The organism is Duganella fentianensis (assembly GCF_009857835.1).
Classification (GTDB): domain Bacteria; phylum Pseudomonadota; class Gammaproteobacteria; order Burkholderiales; family Burkholderiaceae_D; genus Rugamonas; species Rugamonas fentianensis.
This window is the reverse complement of record NZ_WWCL01000002.1, coordinates 850,381-866,760: the sequence shown is the minus strand read 5'-3', so window position 1 is coordinate 866,760 and position 16,380 is coordinate 850,381. Positions and strand designations below refer to the sequence as shown.

The following is a 16,380-nucleotide window of genomic DNA, read 5'->3' as shown; positions in this document are numbered from 1 at the left end:
TGGCGTCATTAATTTTAAAATCTGCTTTTAGGCTTTGCTTTTATGTCGGTTGACCACTACGAAAATTTTCCCGTTGCCTCAATTTTGTTGCCTGGCCGGCTAAGGCCTGCGGTTGAAGCCATCTATGCCTTTGCCCGCAGTGCCGACGATCTGGCCGATGAAGGTGAGGCCACGCCCGAGCAGCGGCTGGCCGATCTGAACGCTTACGAGGCCGAACTGGCCCGCATCGATGCCGGGGGCGATAGCAGCGAATCCATGTTTGCCCGCCTGGCCGCCGCCATCCGCCGCCATGAACTGCCGATCAAACCTTTCTACGAGCTGCTGTCTGCCTTCAAGCAGGATGTGCTGGTCAGTCGCTACCAGACCTATGACGCCCTGCTCGACTACTGCTCGCGCTCAGCTAATCCGGTAGGCTATCTGATGCTGCACCTGTATGGCGCCGCCGATGAGGAAAACGTACGCGACTCCGATGCCATCTGCACCGCCCTGCAGCTGATCAATTTCCTGCAGGATGTGGCCATCGATCTGCACAAGGAACGTATCTACATTCCGCTGGAAGACCTGAACCGCTATGCCATTTCGCCAGCGGCACTGGACCATCCGAGTGCGCGGCCACGCTGGCGCTCGATGATGAAGTTCGAAGTGGAACGGGCCCGTGCCCTGATGCTGAGCGGCGCGCCGCTGGCGCTGCGCCTGAAAGGCCGCATCGGTTTCGAACTGCGCATGGTGGTACAGGGCGGCCTGCACATCCTCGACGCCATCGAAGCGGCCGAATACGATATCTTCCTGCACCGCCCCAAGCTGGGCAAGCGTGACTGGCTGCGCATCTTCTGGGCGGCCGTGCGCATGAAAAAGCAGATGCGCCTGATGTACGGACTGGCCTGAAGCCCCACAGGCCAGTCCATAACCGATAGAATAGCGGCTTCCAAGTCATTCTTGCTTTTTTATCCATGTCTCCCGACGACTACTGCCAGCAAAAGACCGCACAAAGCGGCTCCAGTTTCTACTACAGCTTTCTGTTCCTGCCGCCGGAACGTCGTCGCGCCATCACTGCCCTGTATGCGTTCTGCCGCGAGGTAGATGACACCGTGGATGACTGCACGGATGAATCGGTAGCCCGCATCAAGCTGGCCTGGTGGCGCAAGGAAATCGCCAATATGTATGCGGGCCAGCAAAGCCATCCGGTCACGCAGGCGCTGCAGCCCCACCTGGCCCAGTACGACCTCAAACAGGAACATCTGCAGGCCATCATCGACGGCATGGAAATGGATCTGAACCAGACCCGCTACCTCGATTACGCCGCACTCAGCAAATACTGCTGGCATGTGGCCAGCGTGGTGGGCATCCTGTCGGCCAGCATCTTCGGCGCCACCCGGCCGGAAACCCTGCGCTATGCCGAGAAGCTGGGCCACGCTTTCCAGCTCACCAACATCATTCGCGACGTGGGTGAAGATGCGCGCAAAGGCCGCATCTACCTGCCCATCAACGAATTACAGCAGTTCAACGTCACTGCGGCCGACCTGCTCAACGCACGCCACAGCGAGAAATTCGAACAGCTGATGGCCTTCCAGACTGCCCGCGCCCAGGCCGCCTACGATGAAGCTTATGCCCTGCTGCCCAGGGAAGACCGGCGCGCCCAGCGTCCCGGCCTGATGATGGCCGCCATCTACCGCACCCTGCTGACGGAAGTGGAAGCCGACGGCTACCACGTGCTGACCCAGCGCATCTCGCTCACCCCTATCCGCAAGCTGTGGCTGGCGTGGAAGACTTACATCCGTGGTTAAGCCCGTAGTGGAACAGCGCGGCAGCGGCGCGGCGGGCGGCAAGCCGGGCGCACCGGCCGTGGCCGTCATCGGCGGCGGCTGGGCCGGCTGTGCCGCAGCGGTGGAGCTGGCCAGCGCCGGCTACAAGGTCACGCTGCTGGAGGCAGCCCGCACGCTGGGCGGCCGGGCCCGCCGTATCGAAACCGACCGGCGCCAGCTCGACAATGGCCAGCACATCCTGCTCGGTGCCTACAGCGCCACCCTGAGCCTGTTGCGCCGCCTCGGCGTGGATGCCCGTCAGGCCCTGCTCACCCTGCCCCTGCAGATGCGCTACCCGCCTGCCAGCGGCGGCATGGATTTCATCGCGCCGCGCCTGCCCGCGCCGCTGCATCTGGCGTTCGCCCTGCTGCGTGCCAGTGGTTTGAGCCGCGCCGACAAACTCAGTCTGGCGCGCTTTTCCAGTACCGCGCGCTGGGCTGGCTGGCAACTCGATCAGGATTGCAGCGTCAGCGAACTGCTGCAGCGCTGGGACCAGACCGGGCCGCTGATCCGGCTGATGTGGCGCCCGCTCTGTCTGGCCGCCCTGAATACCCCGCCGGAACGGGCGTCGGCGCAGATTTTCCTGAACGTGCTGCGCGACAGTCTGGGTGCAGGGCGCAGTGCGTCCGACATGCTGTTGCCGCGCCACGACCTGTCGCGCCTGTTGCCGGAAGCGGCCGCCAGCTATATCAGCGAGCGTGGCGGTTCCGTGCGCACGGGCGCCAGCGTCAAAGCCATCCGCAGCATCGAAGGCCGGCTGTGGCAGCTCGATATCAGCGGCGCCGCCGTGGGCGGCAACTGGAGCACCTATTTTCCGCAAGTGGTGATCGCCACCGGCGCCAGCCAGGCAGCCGGCCTGCTGCACGCCATCCCGGAGTGCGACACCAGCGCCATCTGCCAGCAGCTGACGGCACTGGAGCCGGAAGCCATTACCACCTGCTATCTGCAATACGGCACGGATGTGCGCCTGCAGCAGCCGTTCTACGCCCTGCTCGACGATCCCAGCCGCCAGCACTGGGGCCAGTTCGTGTTCGACCGTGGCCAGCTCGACGCCCAGCAGCAAGGCTTGCTGGCCGTGGTGATCAGTGCGGCCGCCGAAGCCGCCACCCTGCCGCAGGAAGAGCTGGCCCGCGCCATTGCGTCCCAGCTGTCCGCCAGCCTGCACCTGCCGCAATTGCAGCAGCCCGGCTGGTTCAAGGTGATTACGGAAAAACGCGCCACCTTTGCCAGCAGCCCCGGCCTGCAGCGCCCCGCCAACGCCACCGGTCTGCCCGGCCTGCTGCTGGCCGGCGACTACACGGCCGGCCCCTATCCGGCCACGCTGGAAGCTGCCGTACGCAGCGGGCTGGCGGCGGCACGGGCCATCAGGCTGGGCTAGGCGGCAACCGTCTGGGCGGCGAATTTGGTCGTCTATTCCTGTATTTCTGCATTTCATCACATGGACGTGGAAACTGGACGGGGATCTCGATACAGTAGCACCATAGGCCATATTGCAAACGTTTGCTACGCACCACGAAGACGCTATGAACAAGCAGGCATACCTCGAACAACTCAGACTTGCGCTGCAGGGTCTGCCACCCCATACGGTGGCGGCCACGCTGGCCGACTATGAACAACGCTACATCGACGGGCTGGTGGCCGGCCGTAGCGAAAGCGAAATCTATCAGGAACTGGAGCCGCCACGCCAGGTCGCCATGGCCCTGCGCACGGCCGCCCATCTGGACGCCCAGCTCAATCAAGCGCAGAACGGCCAGCCGGCTGCCGATGCCAGCCCGAAGAAACGCCCCTTCCACCTGCTGCGCATGCTGGGCTCGCTCGTCGGACTGGCCCTGTTCAACCTGTTCATGGTCATCCCCGCCGCCGTCTACGCCTGCCTGCTGGGCGCCGTGTATATCTCGGCGTTCGCGTTTTACATCGGCGGTATCGCCCTGGTTTCCAGCGGCCTGTCAGGCCAGAACGAACTGGCGCTGGAAGGCCCGCTACGCCATGTGATGGCCTATACCAGCAGCCACTTCGACACCGACGAGGAACAGCAGGCCGGCGAAGGCTGGCGCATGTCCATCGATAGCATGGGCGTGCAACTGCATCAGGATACGGAATCGCCGCGCAGCCAGAACACGGACGACAATCTGAGCCGGGGCGGCCGCCTGCTCAACCGTGCCGAGGCCGTTGCCGCCGGCGATCTGCACATCACCACCGACTTCGATAGCGGCGCCCGCACCACCCAGAGCCTGATCGGCTTCGGCCTGATCCTGGGCGGCATAGGCTTCTGCCTGCTCGGCGTAGTGCTGAGCCGCTACACGATGACCGGCCTGAAACGCTACGCCGCCGCCAACCTCTCGCTGCTGCGCGGCCAATAGGAAACACTGTCATGCGCTCACTGCTTAAAATCGCGACCAGCCTGCTGTTACTGGCGTTTGTGCTGATCGGCATCAGCTACTCCATGCTCAAGGCTTATGGCACTACCAGCCCCGCCAGTTCGGCCGGGCGCGCGCTGGCCGGCGAAACCCGGCCGATAGACGGCATGGCCCATACCGTCGAAATCAATGGCCCCATCGATCTGATCCTCGCCCAGGGCCAGCCGGCCAGCCTGAAAGTACGGGGCGAGCAGCGTTCACTGGCAAATATCGAAACCATACAGGACGGCAGCGAGCTACACATCGGCACCAAGGGCATGCTGCTCAATCCGCGCCACCGCCTGCGGGTAGAACTGGTACTGCCCGATCTGCAGGAACTGGTGGTCAACAGCAGCGGCGAAACCCGCGTGCAGGGCTTTAGCGGCGACAAGCTGGACTTGCAGCTGCACGGTTCCGGCAATCTGGATTTCAGCGGACGCTACCGCACGCTCACGGCCGGTATCCATGGCAGCGGCCATCTGAATCTGAATGCCGGCAATAGCGATCACGTTACGCTGGAAATGATAGGCTCGGGCATGCTGACAGCTGCCGGCAGCTGCAAGGATCTGAATGCCGAAGTGACCGGCTCGGGCGACCTCGACGCGCGCCATCTGAGCGCCGATAAAGTGGTGCTGAACCAGCGCGGCTCGGGCGGCAGCCAGGTATTTGCCCGCCGCAGCGCCGACCTGACGTTGCGCGGCAGCGGCGATGTGCTGGTGCTGGGCCGTCCCGACCAGCGTACCGTGGACCGCAACGGTTCCGGCGATGTAAGCTGGGAATAGCCTGTCCGGCTGTGCTGCCGGACAGCGGCCGGACTTAGCCGGTCTTAGAATAGACCGACGGTCAGCGCGCCGCCAGCCATTGCAGCGCATCGCGCGCTGCAGCCTGGCCACCGGCCAGACAGGCGGTCAGCAGATAGCCCCCCGTGGGTGCCTCCCAGTCCACCATTTCACCGGCCACGAAGACACCAGGCAAGGCCGCCAGCATGCAGCCTTGCAATGCCTCCCAGCGCACCCCGCCGGCGCTGCTGATGGCTTCATCGATAGGCCGCGGCCGCAGCAAACGCAGCGGCAGCCGCTTGATGGCCTGCGCCAGCATTGCCGTATCGGCGTACGCTTCCTTGCTCAGGCATTCGCGCAGCAAACCTGCTTTCACGCCCTTAATGCCGAGCCGGCTCTGCAGATGGCTGGCCATGGAACGGGCGCCACGCGGGCGCTGCACTTCGGCCAGCACACGCTCGGCGCTAAAATCGGGCAGCAGATCGAGATAGATGGTGGCATGACCATCGGCGTTGATCTGCTCGCGCAGCGCGGCCGATAGTGCGTAAATCAGGCTGCCCTCGACACCGCCCGCCGTGACCACGAACTGGCCCTGGCGGTAAGCCATGGTAGCGTCGGCTGTACGCGCAGCTATCGCCACCGTGGTCAGAGGTTCGCCCGCATAGCGTGCGCTGAAGTGGCTGCTCCAGTCCACATCGAAGCCGCAATTGGCCGGCTGTAGCGGCGCCACTGCCACGCCGTGCCGGACCAGCACTGGCAGCCAGCTGCCATCCGAACCTAGCCGCGCCCAGCTGCCGCCACCCAGTGCCAGCACCACGGCATCGGCCTGCACCAGCACTTCGCCCTCGGGCCCTTGCAGCAGCAGTGCGCCGTCGCGCCAGCCCAGCCAGCGGTGGCGCATATGGAACTGCACGCCCGCGACACGCAGACGGTGCAGCCAGGCACGCAGCAGCGGCGCTGCTTTCATATCGGTGGGGAATACCCGGCCCGAAGTGCCGACAAAGGTTTCGAGGCCCAGACCATGCACCCAGTCGCGCACGGCCTGCGGGCCGAAGGCATCGAGCATGGGGCGCAGCGGCACCGCGCTGGCGCCATAGCGGGTGACAAACTGGGCATACGGTTCGGCGTGCGTGATATTCATGCCGCCCCGTCCGGCCAGCAGGAATTTACGGCCGACCGAAGGCATGGCATCGTACAGATCGACCTGCACGCCGGCCAGTGCCAGCTGCTGTGCGGCCATCAGGCCGGCAGGCCCGCCGCCGACCACGGCCACCCGCAGGCCTGCCGGGCTAGCCGTGTGTGCTGCCTGCTGCGCCATTCAGCCGCCCGTCACGGGCGGGAAGAACGCCACTTCTGCGCCATCATTCAGGGCAGTCGCGGCATCGCACATCACCTGATTGCAGGCCATGCGCAGTGCCGGATTGCCCAGCGCCTGCTGCCACACGTCGCCGCGCGCGGCCAGATGGTCGCGCAGCGCGCCCACGGTGACCACACCGGCCGGCAGTTGCAGCACTTCGGACGAAGCACCCAGCGCTTCACGCACGCTGGCAAAGAATTTTACGGTGACGGACATCAGTACATTAACTCGCTAAACGGTATAAATCGCACGCTATCGCCGCGTGCTATGGCCTGTCCGGGCGGATTGTCGACTACGCCATCGCCCCAGACAGTCGAAGTGAGCACGCCGGAACTCTGGTTGGAAAAGCGTTCCAGACCACCCCCGGCATTCAGGCGCACGCGCAGGAATTCGTTGCGGCGGTCAGCCTTGGGCCAGTCGAAATCGGCCCGCATGGTGTAGGCGCGCGGTGCCAGCCCGTGCTGCACACCCTGCAGGCGCAGGATGAAGGGCCGCACAAACATCAGGAAAGTAATAAAGCTCGAGACGGGATTGCCCGGCAGGCCCACAAAGAAGGCCTGCCCGACTTCGCCGAAAGCCAGCGGCTTGCCCGGCTTGACGGCGATCTGCCACATATTCAGGCGCCCTTCCGCTTCCACCGCCGGCTTGATATGGTCTTCCTCGCCCACCGACACGCCGCCCGAGGTGATGATCAGATCATGCGCCTGGGCCGACGCGCGCAGCACGGAGCGGGTCGCGGCCAGCGTATCGGGCACGATGCCGAAATCGCTGATTTCGCAGCCCAGATTTTCCAGCAAGGCGCGGATGGTAAAACGGTTGGAATTGTAGATCGCACCGGGCGCCAGCGGCTCGCCCGGCATGGTCAGCTCGTCGCCGGTAAAGAACACGGCCACGCGCAGCTTGCGCCGCACCGGCAACTGCGCCAGCCCGACGGATGCGGCCAGCCCCAGTTCCTGGCTGCGCAAACGGGTACCGGCCGGCAGAATCACGGCGCCATCACGGATATCTTCGCCGGCGCGGCGTATCCACTCGCCCGCCTTGGGCGTGTGGTTGACGGTGACTACGCCATCCTTGAATTCGCACTGCTCCTGCATCACCACGGCATCGGCACCGGCCGGTATCATCGCGCCGGTAAAGATCCTTGCGGCCGTCCCTGCTGCCAGTTCAGTACCCACATGGCCGGCCGGGATGCGCTGGGAAACGGGCAAGCTGGCGCTGCCGCTGGCGCAATCGGCGGCCCGCACGGCATAGCCATCCATCTGGGTGTTATCCATGGCCGGCACATTCATGCCGGACACCTGTGCCTCGGCCAGCACGCGGCCGTTGGCGGCCAGCGTAGGTACCTGCTCGACCTCGTCCGCCACACGGGCGGCCGAGGCCATCAGCTGCAAGGCCTGGCTGACGGATAACATGGCTGGGGGCTGGTAGCTGCTCATGCGGGTATCCCGATTACAGGCCGGTATTGGCGGCGATGTAGTCTTTGAGCTTCTGCACATCGACCGGCATCACCACGAATTTCTGCGGCAGATCTTCGATGTTCTCGAAGCCGGCCGGACGTTCGGCATCCTGACCCAGCGCTTCCAGTATGGTTTCGTTGAACTTGGCGGCCAGCGCCGTTTCCAGCACGATCATGGTGACGCCCGGTTCGAGGTATTCACGTGCGACCTTGATGCCGTCTGCCGTGTGGGTGTCGATCACGATGCCGTAGTCATCGGCCACGTCGCGGATGGTATCGAGACGGTCGGCATGGGTGGATTTGCCCGATTTGAAGCCATATTTGGCCACCAGCTTGAATTCGTCGCCATCGCTGCCCGGCTTGCCGGACAGGTCGAAGCCGCCATGGCTTTCGACTTTCTGGAACAGCGCGCGGGTGCGGTCGCCATCGCGGCCCACCAGATCGTAGATGAAGCGTTCGAAGTTGGACGCCTTGGAGATGTCCATCGACGGGCTGCTGGTGTGGTAGGTCTCGGCCGATTTGCGCACGCGGTAGACGCCGGTGCGGAAGAATTCGTCGAGCACGTCGTTTTCGTTGGTGGCAGCCACCAGCTTGTCGATCGGCAGGCCCATCATGCGGGCGATGTGACCAGCGCAGATATTGCCGAAGTTACCCGACGGGACGGTGAACGATACCTTCTGTTCATTGGAAGTCGTGGCCGACAGATAGCCGCGGAAGTAGTACACCACCTGTGCCACCACGCGGGCCCAGTTGATGGAATTGACGGTGCCGATCTTGTAGCGGCGCTTGAATTCCAGATCGTTGGACACGGCTTTGACCATGTCCTGCGCATCGTCGAACACCCCTTCCAGGGCGATGTTGTAGATATTCGGGTCCTGCAGGCTGAACATCTGGGCGGTCTGGAAGGCGCTCATTTTCTTGTGCGGCGACAGCATGAATACGCGTACGCCTTGCTTGCCGCGCATGGCGTATTCGGCCGCACTACCGGTATCGCCCGAGGTGGCGCCGAAAATGTTGAGCTGCTCGTCCTGCTTGGCCAGCGCGTATTCGAACAGATTGCCCAGCAACTGCATGGCCATGTCCTTGAAAGCCAGCGTCGGCCCGTTGGACAGCGCCTGCAGCACCAGCTTGCTGCCATCCGCACGTTCTTCCAGCACGCGCAGCGGCGTGATCTGGCTGGCTTTCTCGCCGGCGCGGGTGTTTTTATAGACTTCCTTGGTATAGGTCTTGGCCGTCAGGGCGCGCAGATCTGCTTCCGGTATATCGGTGGCAAACTTCTTCAGTATCTGGAAAGCCAGATCGGCATACGACAGCTCGCGCCATGCGTTGAGCTCGTCGCCAGTTACCTGCGGATAGGCAGTCGGCAGGAACAGGCCGCCATCAGCGGCCAGACCGCCCAGCAGAATGTCGGAAAATTGTTGGGTAGAGGAAGCAGCGGCCGACGCGGCGGCGCGGGTAGACACGTATTGCATAGGTAGGAAAGTCCGGTTGAGCTTACGGCAAATTGGCAGAACGGTACATAGCGAGCGGTTATTATAGTGCGCCCGGGGCCAGACCGTGAAATTGACGTTGTATTATCTGCAGCCCAACTCCGCAGAATGCTGGCAATTTGTTACTTGCAGCCCCTATACTAAGGGTTGCGCACTCCTGTTCAGCTTGCTTTCGACCCCCAATGCCCGTGTCAGACAAACGCCAGCCGCCGCAATTCACCAGCTTCCTCAACTATTGCGTTGGCCTCATTATAGTTGCCGCACTGACATTTGTTGCCTATGTGTGGACGGAAAAGCGCATCGACCGGGCCAACGAACGGCGCTTCCAGTCGCAGGCACTGGTGGAAGAACTGCGCCACTCCTCCGACGACCTGACGCGCATGGCGCGCAGCTACATCATCACGGGCGAACCGCATTTCCGCACCCAGTATCAGGAAATCCTCGATATCCGCGATGGCCGCGTGGCGCGCCCGCAGCGCTATGAAGACGTGTACTGGGATCTGGTGCTCGATGGCCAGCACCGGCCGCGCCCCTCGGAAACGGCCGTGCCCTTGCTGGACATGATGCGGGCGGCCGGCTTTACTGATGAAGAGATGGAACTGCTGGCCCAGTCCAAGCGCGAATCGGACCGCCTCTCCACCATAGAACGCAATGCCATCGGCATCCGCGACCGCAGCGATGTCAGCCCCGAGGCGCTGCAGCAGGCCATGCTGATGCTGCACAACCAGTACTACCACCACGCCAAGGCACGCATCATGTCGCCCATAGGCCAGGTCAGCTACAGCGTCGAGCAGCGCACCCGCACGGAAGTCAGGCTGGCCGCCAACGATGCCCTGCTGGCCCGCATCGTATTCGGCCTCAGTGCCTTCGGCCTGCTGCTCATGCTGTGGCGCACCAAGCGCAGTCTGGACACCGCCCTGGGCTGCAAGGTCGACCAGCTCCAGCTCAGCATCAGCCGGCTGGGCAAGGGCGAGCTCGATCCGCCGCTGGTGGTGCCGCCGGCCTCGCGCGATACCGTATGGGGCTGGCTGGGCGAAATGCAGCGCAACCTGTCCCGGCTGGAACAGGAACGGCGCGCAGCACAGGAACGTACGCACCGCCTGAGCCGGCTGTATATGGCCCTGAGCCAGTGCAATCAGGCCATTGTGCGCTGCCGTTCGGAACACGAATTATTCCAGAATATCTGCGATGCCATCGTGAACCATGGCGGCATGTCGCTGGCCTGGATAGGCGCGGTCGATAGCGCCCTGCACACGCTGGCGCCGCTGGCCTGGGCCGGGGTGGGCACCAAGTATCTGGAACAGGTCAAGCTGTCGCTGAGCGCCGACCTGCCGGAAGGCCGCGGTCCGGCCGGACTGTCCTACCGTAGCGGCGAACCCTACTGGTGTCAGGATTTCATGAATGCCGAAGAGACCAGCCTGTGGCACAGCCGCGCCGCCGAATTCGGCTGGGCCGCTTCCACTGCCATTCCGCTGCGGCGCCAGGGCAAGGTGGTGGCCATCCTCTCGGTGTATTCCGACACCCGCCATGCCTTCGACGAAGATGCCCAGAACCTGCTGATGGAAATGCGGCTCGATATCGAATTTGCACTGAAAAACTTCGACCACCAGCAGGCCCGCAAACGCACGGAAGAAAACCTGCGCAAGAGTGAACAGCGGCTGCGCACCATCATTGAAACCGAGCCCGAGTGCGTGATGCTGATCGATGCCGGTGGCCAGTTCCAGGATATCAATGCAGCCGGCCTGCGCATGCTGGAAGCGGCCAGCCTGGAACAGCTCAAACAGACCACGCCCGAGCAGCTGATCCTGCCCGAATACCGTGACGCCTTCGCCATGCTGCTGCAGCGCGTGATGGCGGGCGAAAGTGGCCATCTGGAATTCCGCATACAGGGCTTGCAAGGCGTGCAGCGCTGGCTGGAAACCCATGCTGCGCCCATGGACAACGCACAGGGACAGGAGCGCATGCTGCTGGGGATTACGCGCGATGTGACGGAGCGCCGGCTGGCCAACGAGCGCATCCAGTATCTGGCCCACTTCGATGCCATGACGGGCCTGCCTAACCGCACCCAGCTGCAGGAGCATGCGCACATGGCACTGGCGCTGGCACGCCGCCAGCACAGCACACTGGCCCTGCTGCTGCTGGATCTTGACCACTTCAAGGACATCAACGATTCGCTCGGTCACAGCGTGGGCGACCAGCTGCTGTGCGAACTGGCCCAGCGCCTGCGCTCGGCCATGCGCGAACAGGATATGGTCGCCAGACTGGGCGGCGATGAATTCATCTTCGTGCTGCAAGGCTTGAATGAAGATGAAGTGGCCAGCGTGGCGCAGAAGCTGCTGGACCTCAGCATCCAGCCTTTCCGTATCGGCCACCATGATCTGAAAGTGACGGCCTCGCTGGGCGTGGCTACCTACCCGGCCGACGGCGATGATATCGAAACCCTGCTGCAGCGGGCCGATGCCGCCATGTATCAGGCCAAACGCACGGGCCGCCAGGGCATCTGCTTCTTCACCAGCGCCGTGCAGCAGCGCGCGGCGCGCCATCTGCAGCTGGTAAATGCGCTGCGCTACGCCATCGAACGCAAGCAGCTGCATGTGGTCTACCAGCCGCAGGTGGCGCTGCGCGAACGTGCCATCATCGGCGCCGAAGCACTGCTGCGCTGGGAGTCGCCGGAGCTGGGCAATGTGTCGCCGGCCGAGTTCATACCGGCCGCCGAGGAAAGCGGGCTGATACAGAGCATAGGGGCCTGGGTACTGCGCGAAGCCGTGCGTCAGGCCGTCCGCTGGCGTGCCGAGGGGCTGCCGCCCGTGACCATGGCCGTCAACCTGTCAGCCGTGCAGTTCCGCAATACCGACCTGCCCAAGCTGATCACCCGCATCCTGCAGGAAGAAGGCTTGCCGGCCGAATATCTGGAACTGGAGCTGACGGAAGCCGTTGCTGCCAACGATCCGCAGGGCGCCATCGCCATGATGAACAATCTGCATGAACGTGGCGTACGCATGTCGATAGACGATTTCGGTACGGGCTATTCTTCGCTCAGCCATCTGAAGAAATTCATGGCCTACAAGCTCAAGATCGACCAGTCCTTCGTGCGCGACATCACTACCGACGCCGAGGACCGTGCCATCGTCAACGCCATCATCCAGATGGCACGCAGCCTGGGCATGCGCACCATCGCCGAAGGGGTAGAAACCATAGAACAGCTCAGCTATCTGCACGAGCACCACTGCGATGAAATCCAGGGCTATTACTTCAGCCGGCCGGTAGCGGCCACGGCTTTCCGCCAGTTGCTGCTCGATGGCGCAGCCCGCGCCTTCAACAATCCGGCCTGAACCCGGCGCAGCGCAGGCCGGCAGGCTGCCGGCCCCGTGCGCCCTAGCAGGCAGCGTGGTTGACGGTGATGACGTGGATGGCCAGACCGCCCAGCGAAGTTTCCTTGTACTTGGCCTGCATGTCGGCGCCGGTCTGGCGCATGGTTTCGATCACCTCGTCCAGACTGACGAAGTGGGTACCGTCACCTTTCAGCGCCAGCGAAGCGGCCGTGATGGCTTTGACGGCGCCCATGCCGTTGCGTTCGATGCAGGGGATCTGCACCAGCCCGCCGATCGGGTCGCACGTCATGCCCAGATGATGCTCGATGCCGATCTCGGCCGCGTTCTCGATCTGCTGGTTAGTGCCGCCCAGCGCCGCCACCAGACCGGCCGCCGCCATGGCGCATGCCACGCCCACTTCGCCCTGACAGCCGATTTCCGCACCCGAAATCGAGGCATTGCGCTTGCACAGCATGCCGATGGCCGCTGCCGTCAGCAGGAAGTTGCGTACGCCCGTGGCCGGATCGGCCGGTTTGCAGTCCTCGGCGTAATAGCGCAGCACGGCGGGAATGATGCCGGCCGCCCCATTGGTCGGCGCCGTGACGACACGGCCGCCGGCCGCATTTTCTTCGTTGACGGCCATGGCATACAGGCTGACCTGATGCAGCGCATCGTGCGGTAGATCATTTACCGCTTTGGCAGCGGCACTCTTGTCGTTGGCTTGCTGCCACAGTTTGGCGGCGCGGCGTTTGACGTTCAGGCCACCGGGCAGCTGGCCCGGCGTGCTCAGGCCGTGGGCGATGCAATCGCGCATCACCTGCCAGATACGGTCCATGCCGGCATCGAGTTCGGCATCGCTGTAGCGCACATTTTCATTGGCGCGCAACATTTGCGGAATGCTCAGGCCGCTGCGTTCGCCATGGGCCAGCAGCTGGGCCATGGTGTCGAACGGGTAAGGCCGGGCTGGCGTGGTGGCGCCGTCGGCCGGCGCCGCCGCCTGCTCGCCTTCGGCGCGGATAAAGCCGCCCCCTACCGAGTAATACACTTTGCTGGTGCTACTACCGTCCTGCCGGGTCAGGGTAAAGCGCATGCCGTTCGGGTGTTCGGCCAGCGATTCGGTCATGTGGAATAGCAGATGGTCGGCGCGGCGGAACGGCACGACACGGCTGCCCAGCAGCCTGAGCTGGCCGCTCGCTTCAGCCTGCGCCAGTTGCTGGTCTACGCTGGCCGGATCGACATCCTGCGGGGTTTCGCCCATCAGGCCTAACAGCACTGCCTTGTCGGTCGCGTGGCCGACACCGGTCAGTGCCAGCGAACCGTACAGCTCGGCCGTAACGGCCGTAACATCATCCAGCGGAGCGTTGTCGAGCAAAAAGCGGCGTGCTGCCACCATAGGCCCCACCGTGTGGGAGCTCGACGGCCCTATGCCGATCTTAAACAGATCAAATACGCTCATATCCATCGTGTGTGTCTCTCTCTAATTCTGTCGGTATTTTTGTAGTAACTGCGGGGTGCAACAAAAAAGGCTGCGCATCATACACAGCCTTGGTGGTTCAGATCAAGCAGCCTTGCCCAGACTGACATCGACATTGGCCAGCATGTCGGCCACCATCTCGTCTATGCCGATACGGGCCTGCCAGCCCCAGTCGGCCGTCGCCGCTGCATCGTCCAGGCTCTGCGGCCAGGTATCGGCGATGGCCTGACGGCTGTCCGGCTTGTAGGCGATCTTGAAGTCCGGCAGCTTGCGGCTGATGGCCACGGCCAGCTGTTCCGGATTGAACGATACACCGGCCACATTGTAGGCCGAACGCACCTTGATCAGTTCGGCCGGCGCATCCATCAGTTCGATGGTGGCGCGGATGGCGTCAGGCATATAGATCATCGGCAGCGTGGTCTGCGGACCGAGGAAGGATTCGTAACGTTCACCGCGCAGGGCCGAGTGGAAGATGGCGATGGCGTAATCGGTGGTGCCGCCGCCCGGTGGCGACTTGAAGCTGATGATGCCCGGGTAGCGGATGCTGCGCACGTCCACGCCATACTTGATGAAGTAGTACTCGCATAGACGCTCGCCAGCCAGCTTGCTGATGCCGTAGATGGTGGTCGGGTCCATCACCGTGGTTTGCGGCGTATCCTGTGCCGGCGTGCTCGGGCCGAAAGCAGCGATCGAGGATGGCCAGAAGATGCGCAGCGGCTTGCCCACGGCATTGCGTTCGCGCGCCACTTCCAGAATATTGAGCAGGCCGTCCATGTTCAGGGTCCAGGCCTTGAGCGGCGCCGCTTCGCCGGTGGCCGACAGCATGGCCGCCAGCTGGTAGACCTGGGTGATTTCTTCGGCTGCCACCAGCGCTGCCAGACCGGCTTTATCGAGCACATTGAGGGTGGTGTAGCGCGCCGCGTTGTACAGATTGTTGGGGCTGATATCGGCGGCGATCACGTTCTGCGCGCCGTGCTGGGCGGCCAGTGCCTCGACCAGTTCACTGCCGATCTGGCCATTGGCGCCGATAACGAGGATGCGTTCCTGAGTAGTCATATTCTTGTTCCTGACGATTTTCATTTTTAGTTCTTCAGCAGGCCCAGCTCGCGGCCAGCCTGTTCGAATGCTTTAAGTACAGTCTCCAGCTGCTCGCGGCTATGGGCGGCCGACAGCTGCACGCGCACGCGCGCCTGTCCCATAGGTACGACCGGATAGAAGAAGCCGCTCAGCAGCACACCCAGTTCATACATGCGGGCGGCGAACTTCTGCGCCACCTGCGCGTCGAACAGCATGACCGGAACCACCGGATGGGTGCCGGGCTTGATGGTGAAACCGATACGTTCGATTTCGCTACGGAAGAAGGCCGTGTTTTCATGCAGGCGGTCGCGCAGCTCGGTCGACGCGGACAGCTTTTCCAGCACCGTCAGCGAAGCGCCGGCGATGGCCGGTGCCAGCGTGTTCGAGAACAGATAAGGACGCGACTTCTGGCGCAGCATCTCGATCACTTCCTTGCGCGCCGAGGTAAACCCGCCCATGGCACCGCCCAGTGCCTTGCCCAGCGTACCCGTGATGATGTCGATGCGGCCCATCACATTGTGGTGCTCGTGGGTGCCGCGGCCAGTAGCGCCCATGAAGCCGGAGGCATGGCATTCGTCTATCATCACCAGCGCGCCGTATTGGTCGGCCAGATCGCAGATCTTGTCGAGCTGGGCGATGGTGCCGTCCATCGAGAACACGCCGTCCGTGACGATGACTTTATGTCGCTTGCCGGCCGCTGCCTGCAGCTGCACTTCCAGATCGGCCATATCGTTGTGGGCGTAGCGGAAGCGCGCTGCCTTGCACAGACGGATGCCGTCGATGATGGAAGCGTGGTTGAGCGCATCGGAAATGATGGCATCGTTCTCGTCGAACAGCGGTTCGAACACGCCGCCGTTGGCATCGAAGGCCGCCGCATACAATATGGTGTCCTCCGTACCGAGGAACTTGGAAATCGCCTGTTCCAGCTGCTTGTGCACGGTCTGGGTGCCGCAGATGAAGCGTACCGACGACAGGCCGTAGCCGTATTTTTCCGTCGCGGCGATGGAAGCCTGCGCTACCCATTCCTGACCGGACAGGCCCAGATAGTTGTTGGCACACATATTGATCAGCATTCGGCCGTCCTCACCCATCACTTCAGCACCCTGACGCGAAGCCAGCACGCGCTCCGGTTTGTACAGACCCTGCGTACGCAGCTGGTCGAGGTTGTCCTGAAGGCCGGTGAAGAAAGCGGATTTTGCCTGTATGCTCATATAGGTTCCTGTCTGTGGTACGATTTC

The 16,380-nt window shown here is 63.2% G+C and carries 13 protein-coding genes; 6 read left to right on the top strand and 7 right to left on the bottom strand.

What is annotated here, in order from left to right:
- Positions 1-42: 42 nt before the first annotated feature.
- The 5 genes from hpnC to GTP23_RS11630 all read left to right on the top strand — a co-directional run bounded on the left by hpnC (position 43) and on the right by GTP23_RS11630 (position 4,980).
- Positions 43-885 (top strand): squalene synthase HpnC, encoded by an 843-nt coding sequence (hpnC, locus tag GTP23_RS11650; protein ID WP_161035273.1) that lies wholly within the window; start codon positions 43-45, stop codon positions 883-885.
- A 65-nt stretch (positions 886-950) separates the two neighbouring features.
- Positions 951-1,784: a presqualene diphosphate synthase HpnD gene (gene hpnD, locus GTP23_RS11645; protein ID WP_161035272.1), complete on the top strand. Its 834-nt coding sequence runs from the start codon at positions 951-953 to the stop codon at positions 1,782-1,784.
- 58 nt (positions 1,785-1,842) lie between these two features.
- A complete protein-coding gene (gene hpnE, locus GTP23_RS11640) occupies positions 1,843-3,180 on the top strand; it encodes a hydroxysqualene dehydroxylase HpnE (protein ID WP_161035603.1) in 1,338 nt (445 codons plus the stop codon).
- A gap of 145 nt (positions 3,181-3,325) precedes the next feature.
- Positions 3,326-4,162, top strand: a complete 837-nt coding sequence (locus tag GTP23_RS11635) for a DUF1700 domain-containing protein (RefSeq protein WP_161035271.1) — start codon at positions 3,326-3,328, stop codon at positions 4,160-4,162.
- A gap of 11 nt (positions 4,163-4,173) precedes the next feature.
- On the top strand, positions 4,174-4,980 hold the full coding sequence (locus tag GTP23_RS11630; RefSeq protein WP_161035270.1) for a head GIN domain-containing protein: 807 nt from the start codon (positions 4,174-4,176) through the stop codon (positions 4,978-4,980).
- 61 nt (positions 4,981-5,041) lie between these two features.
- On the opposite strand, the gene GTP23_RS11625 is transcribed toward GTP23_RS11630, so the two are convergent.
- Genes GTP23_RS11625 through thrC form a run of 4 tightly spaced genes read right to left on the bottom strand, consistent with a single transcriptional unit; the run spans position 5,042 to position 9,262 of the window.
- The gene (locus GTP23_RS11625) at positions 5,042-6,295 is read right to left on the bottom strand and encodes a TIGR03862 family flavoprotein (RefSeq protein ID WP_161035269.1); all 1,254 of its coding nucleotides are present in this window, start codon (positions 6,293-6,295) and stop codon (positions 5,042-5,044) included.
- The gene (gene moaD, locus GTP23_RS11620; protein WP_161035268.1) at positions 6,296-6,550 is read right to left on the bottom strand and encodes a molybdopterin converting factor subunit 1; all 255 of its coding nucleotides are present in this window, start codon (positions 6,548-6,550) and stop codon (positions 6,296-6,298) included.
- Complete coding sequence (locus GTP23_RS11615; protein WP_161035267.1) at positions 6,550-7,770, bottom strand: molybdopterin molybdotransferase MoeA; 1,221 nt, start codon at positions 7,768-7,770, stop codon at positions 6,550-6,552. Before GTP23_RS11615 ends, moaD begins: the two co-directional genes overlap by 1 nt.
- 13 nt (positions 7,771-7,783) lie before the next feature.
- Positions 7,784-9,262 (bottom strand): threonine synthase, encoded by a 1,479-nt coding sequence (gene thrC / locus GTP23_RS11610; protein WP_161035266.1) that lies wholly within the window; start codon positions 9,260-9,262, stop codon positions 7,784-7,786.
- Positions 9,263-9,468: 206 nt separating this feature from the next.
- On the opposite strand from thrC, the gene GTP23_RS11605 reads away from it, so the two are divergent.
- The gene (locus GTP23_RS11605) at positions 9,469-12,612 is read left to right on the top strand and encodes a bifunctional diguanylate cyclase/phosphodiesterase (protein ID WP_202412143.1); all 3,144 of its coding nucleotides are present in this window, start codon (positions 9,469-9,471) and stop codon (positions 12,610-12,612) included.
- Positions 12,613-12,655: 43 nt separating this feature from the next.
- Here GTP23_RS11605 and GTP23_RS11600 read toward each other — a convergent pair whose 3' ends face one another.
- The 3 genes from GTP23_RS11600 to kbl form a co-directional block, all read right to left on the bottom strand.
- Positions 12,656-14,053 (bottom strand): L-serine ammonia-lyase, encoded by a 1,398-nt coding sequence (locus GTP23_RS11600; RefSeq protein WP_161035264.1) that lies wholly within the window; start codon positions 14,051-14,053, stop codon positions 12,656-12,658.
- A gap of 96 nt (positions 14,054-14,149) precedes the next feature.
- A complete protein-coding gene (locus GTP23_RS11595; RefSeq protein ID WP_161035263.1) occupies positions 14,150-15,121 on the bottom strand; it encodes an NAD-dependent epimerase/dehydratase family protein in 972 nt (323 codons plus the stop codon).
- Between the two features lie 26 nt (positions 15,122-15,147).
- On the bottom strand, positions 15,148-16,353 hold the full coding sequence (gene kbl, locus GTP23_RS11590; RefSeq protein ID WP_161035262.1) for a glycine C-acetyltransferase: 1,206 nt from the start codon (positions 16,351-16,353) through the stop codon (positions 15,148-15,150).
- Positions 16,354-16,380 lie beyond the last annotated feature (27 nt).

What these genes read in the sequence shown, in the direction of transcription:
- GTP23_RS11595 (WP_161035263.1), bottom strand. Translation starts at nt 15,121, where the DNA reads ATGACTACTCAGGAACGCATCCTCGTTATCGGCGCCAATGGCCAGATC.
- hpnC (WP_161035273.1), top strand. Translation starts at nt 43, where the DNA reads ATGTCGGTTGACCACTACGAAAATTTTCCCGTTGCCTCAATTTTGTTG.
- GTP23_RS11635 (WP_161035271.1), top strand. Translation starts at nt 3,326, where the DNA reads ATGAACAAGCAGGCATACCTCGAACAACTCAGACTTGCGCTGCAGGGT.
- kbl (WP_161035262.1), bottom strand. Translation starts at nt 16,353, where the DNA reads ATGAGCATACAGGCAAAATCCGCTTTCTTCACCGGCCTTCAGGACAAC.
- GTP23_RS11615 (WP_161035267.1), bottom strand. Translation starts at nt 7,770, where the DNA reads ATGAGCAGCTACCAGCCCCCAGCCATGTTATCCGTCAGCCAGGCCTTG.
- GTP23_RS11600 (WP_161035264.1), bottom strand. Translation starts at nt 14,053, where the DNA reads ATGGATATGAGCGTATTTGATCTGTTTAAGATCGGCATAGGGCCGTCG.
- GTP23_RS11630 (WP_161035270.1), top strand. Translation starts at nt 4,174, where the DNA reads ATGCGCTCACTGCTTAAAATCGCGACCAGCCTGCTGTTACTGGCGTTT.
- hpnD (WP_161035272.1), top strand. Translation starts at nt 951, where the DNA reads ATGTCTCCCGACGACTACTGCCAGCAAAAGACCGCACAAAGCGGCTCC.
- moaD (WP_161035268.1), bottom strand. Translation starts at nt 6,550, where the DNA reads ATGTCCGTCACCGTAAAATTCTTTGCCAGCGTGCGTGAAGCGCTGGGT.
- thrC (WP_161035266.1), bottom strand. Translation starts at nt 9,262, where the DNA reads ATGCAATACGTGTCTACCCGCGCCGCCGCGTCGGCCGCTGCTTCCTCT.
- GTP23_RS11625 (WP_161035269.1), bottom strand. Translation starts at nt 6,295, where the DNA reads ATGGCGCAGCAGGCAGCACACACGGCTAGCCCGGCAGGCCTGCGGGTG.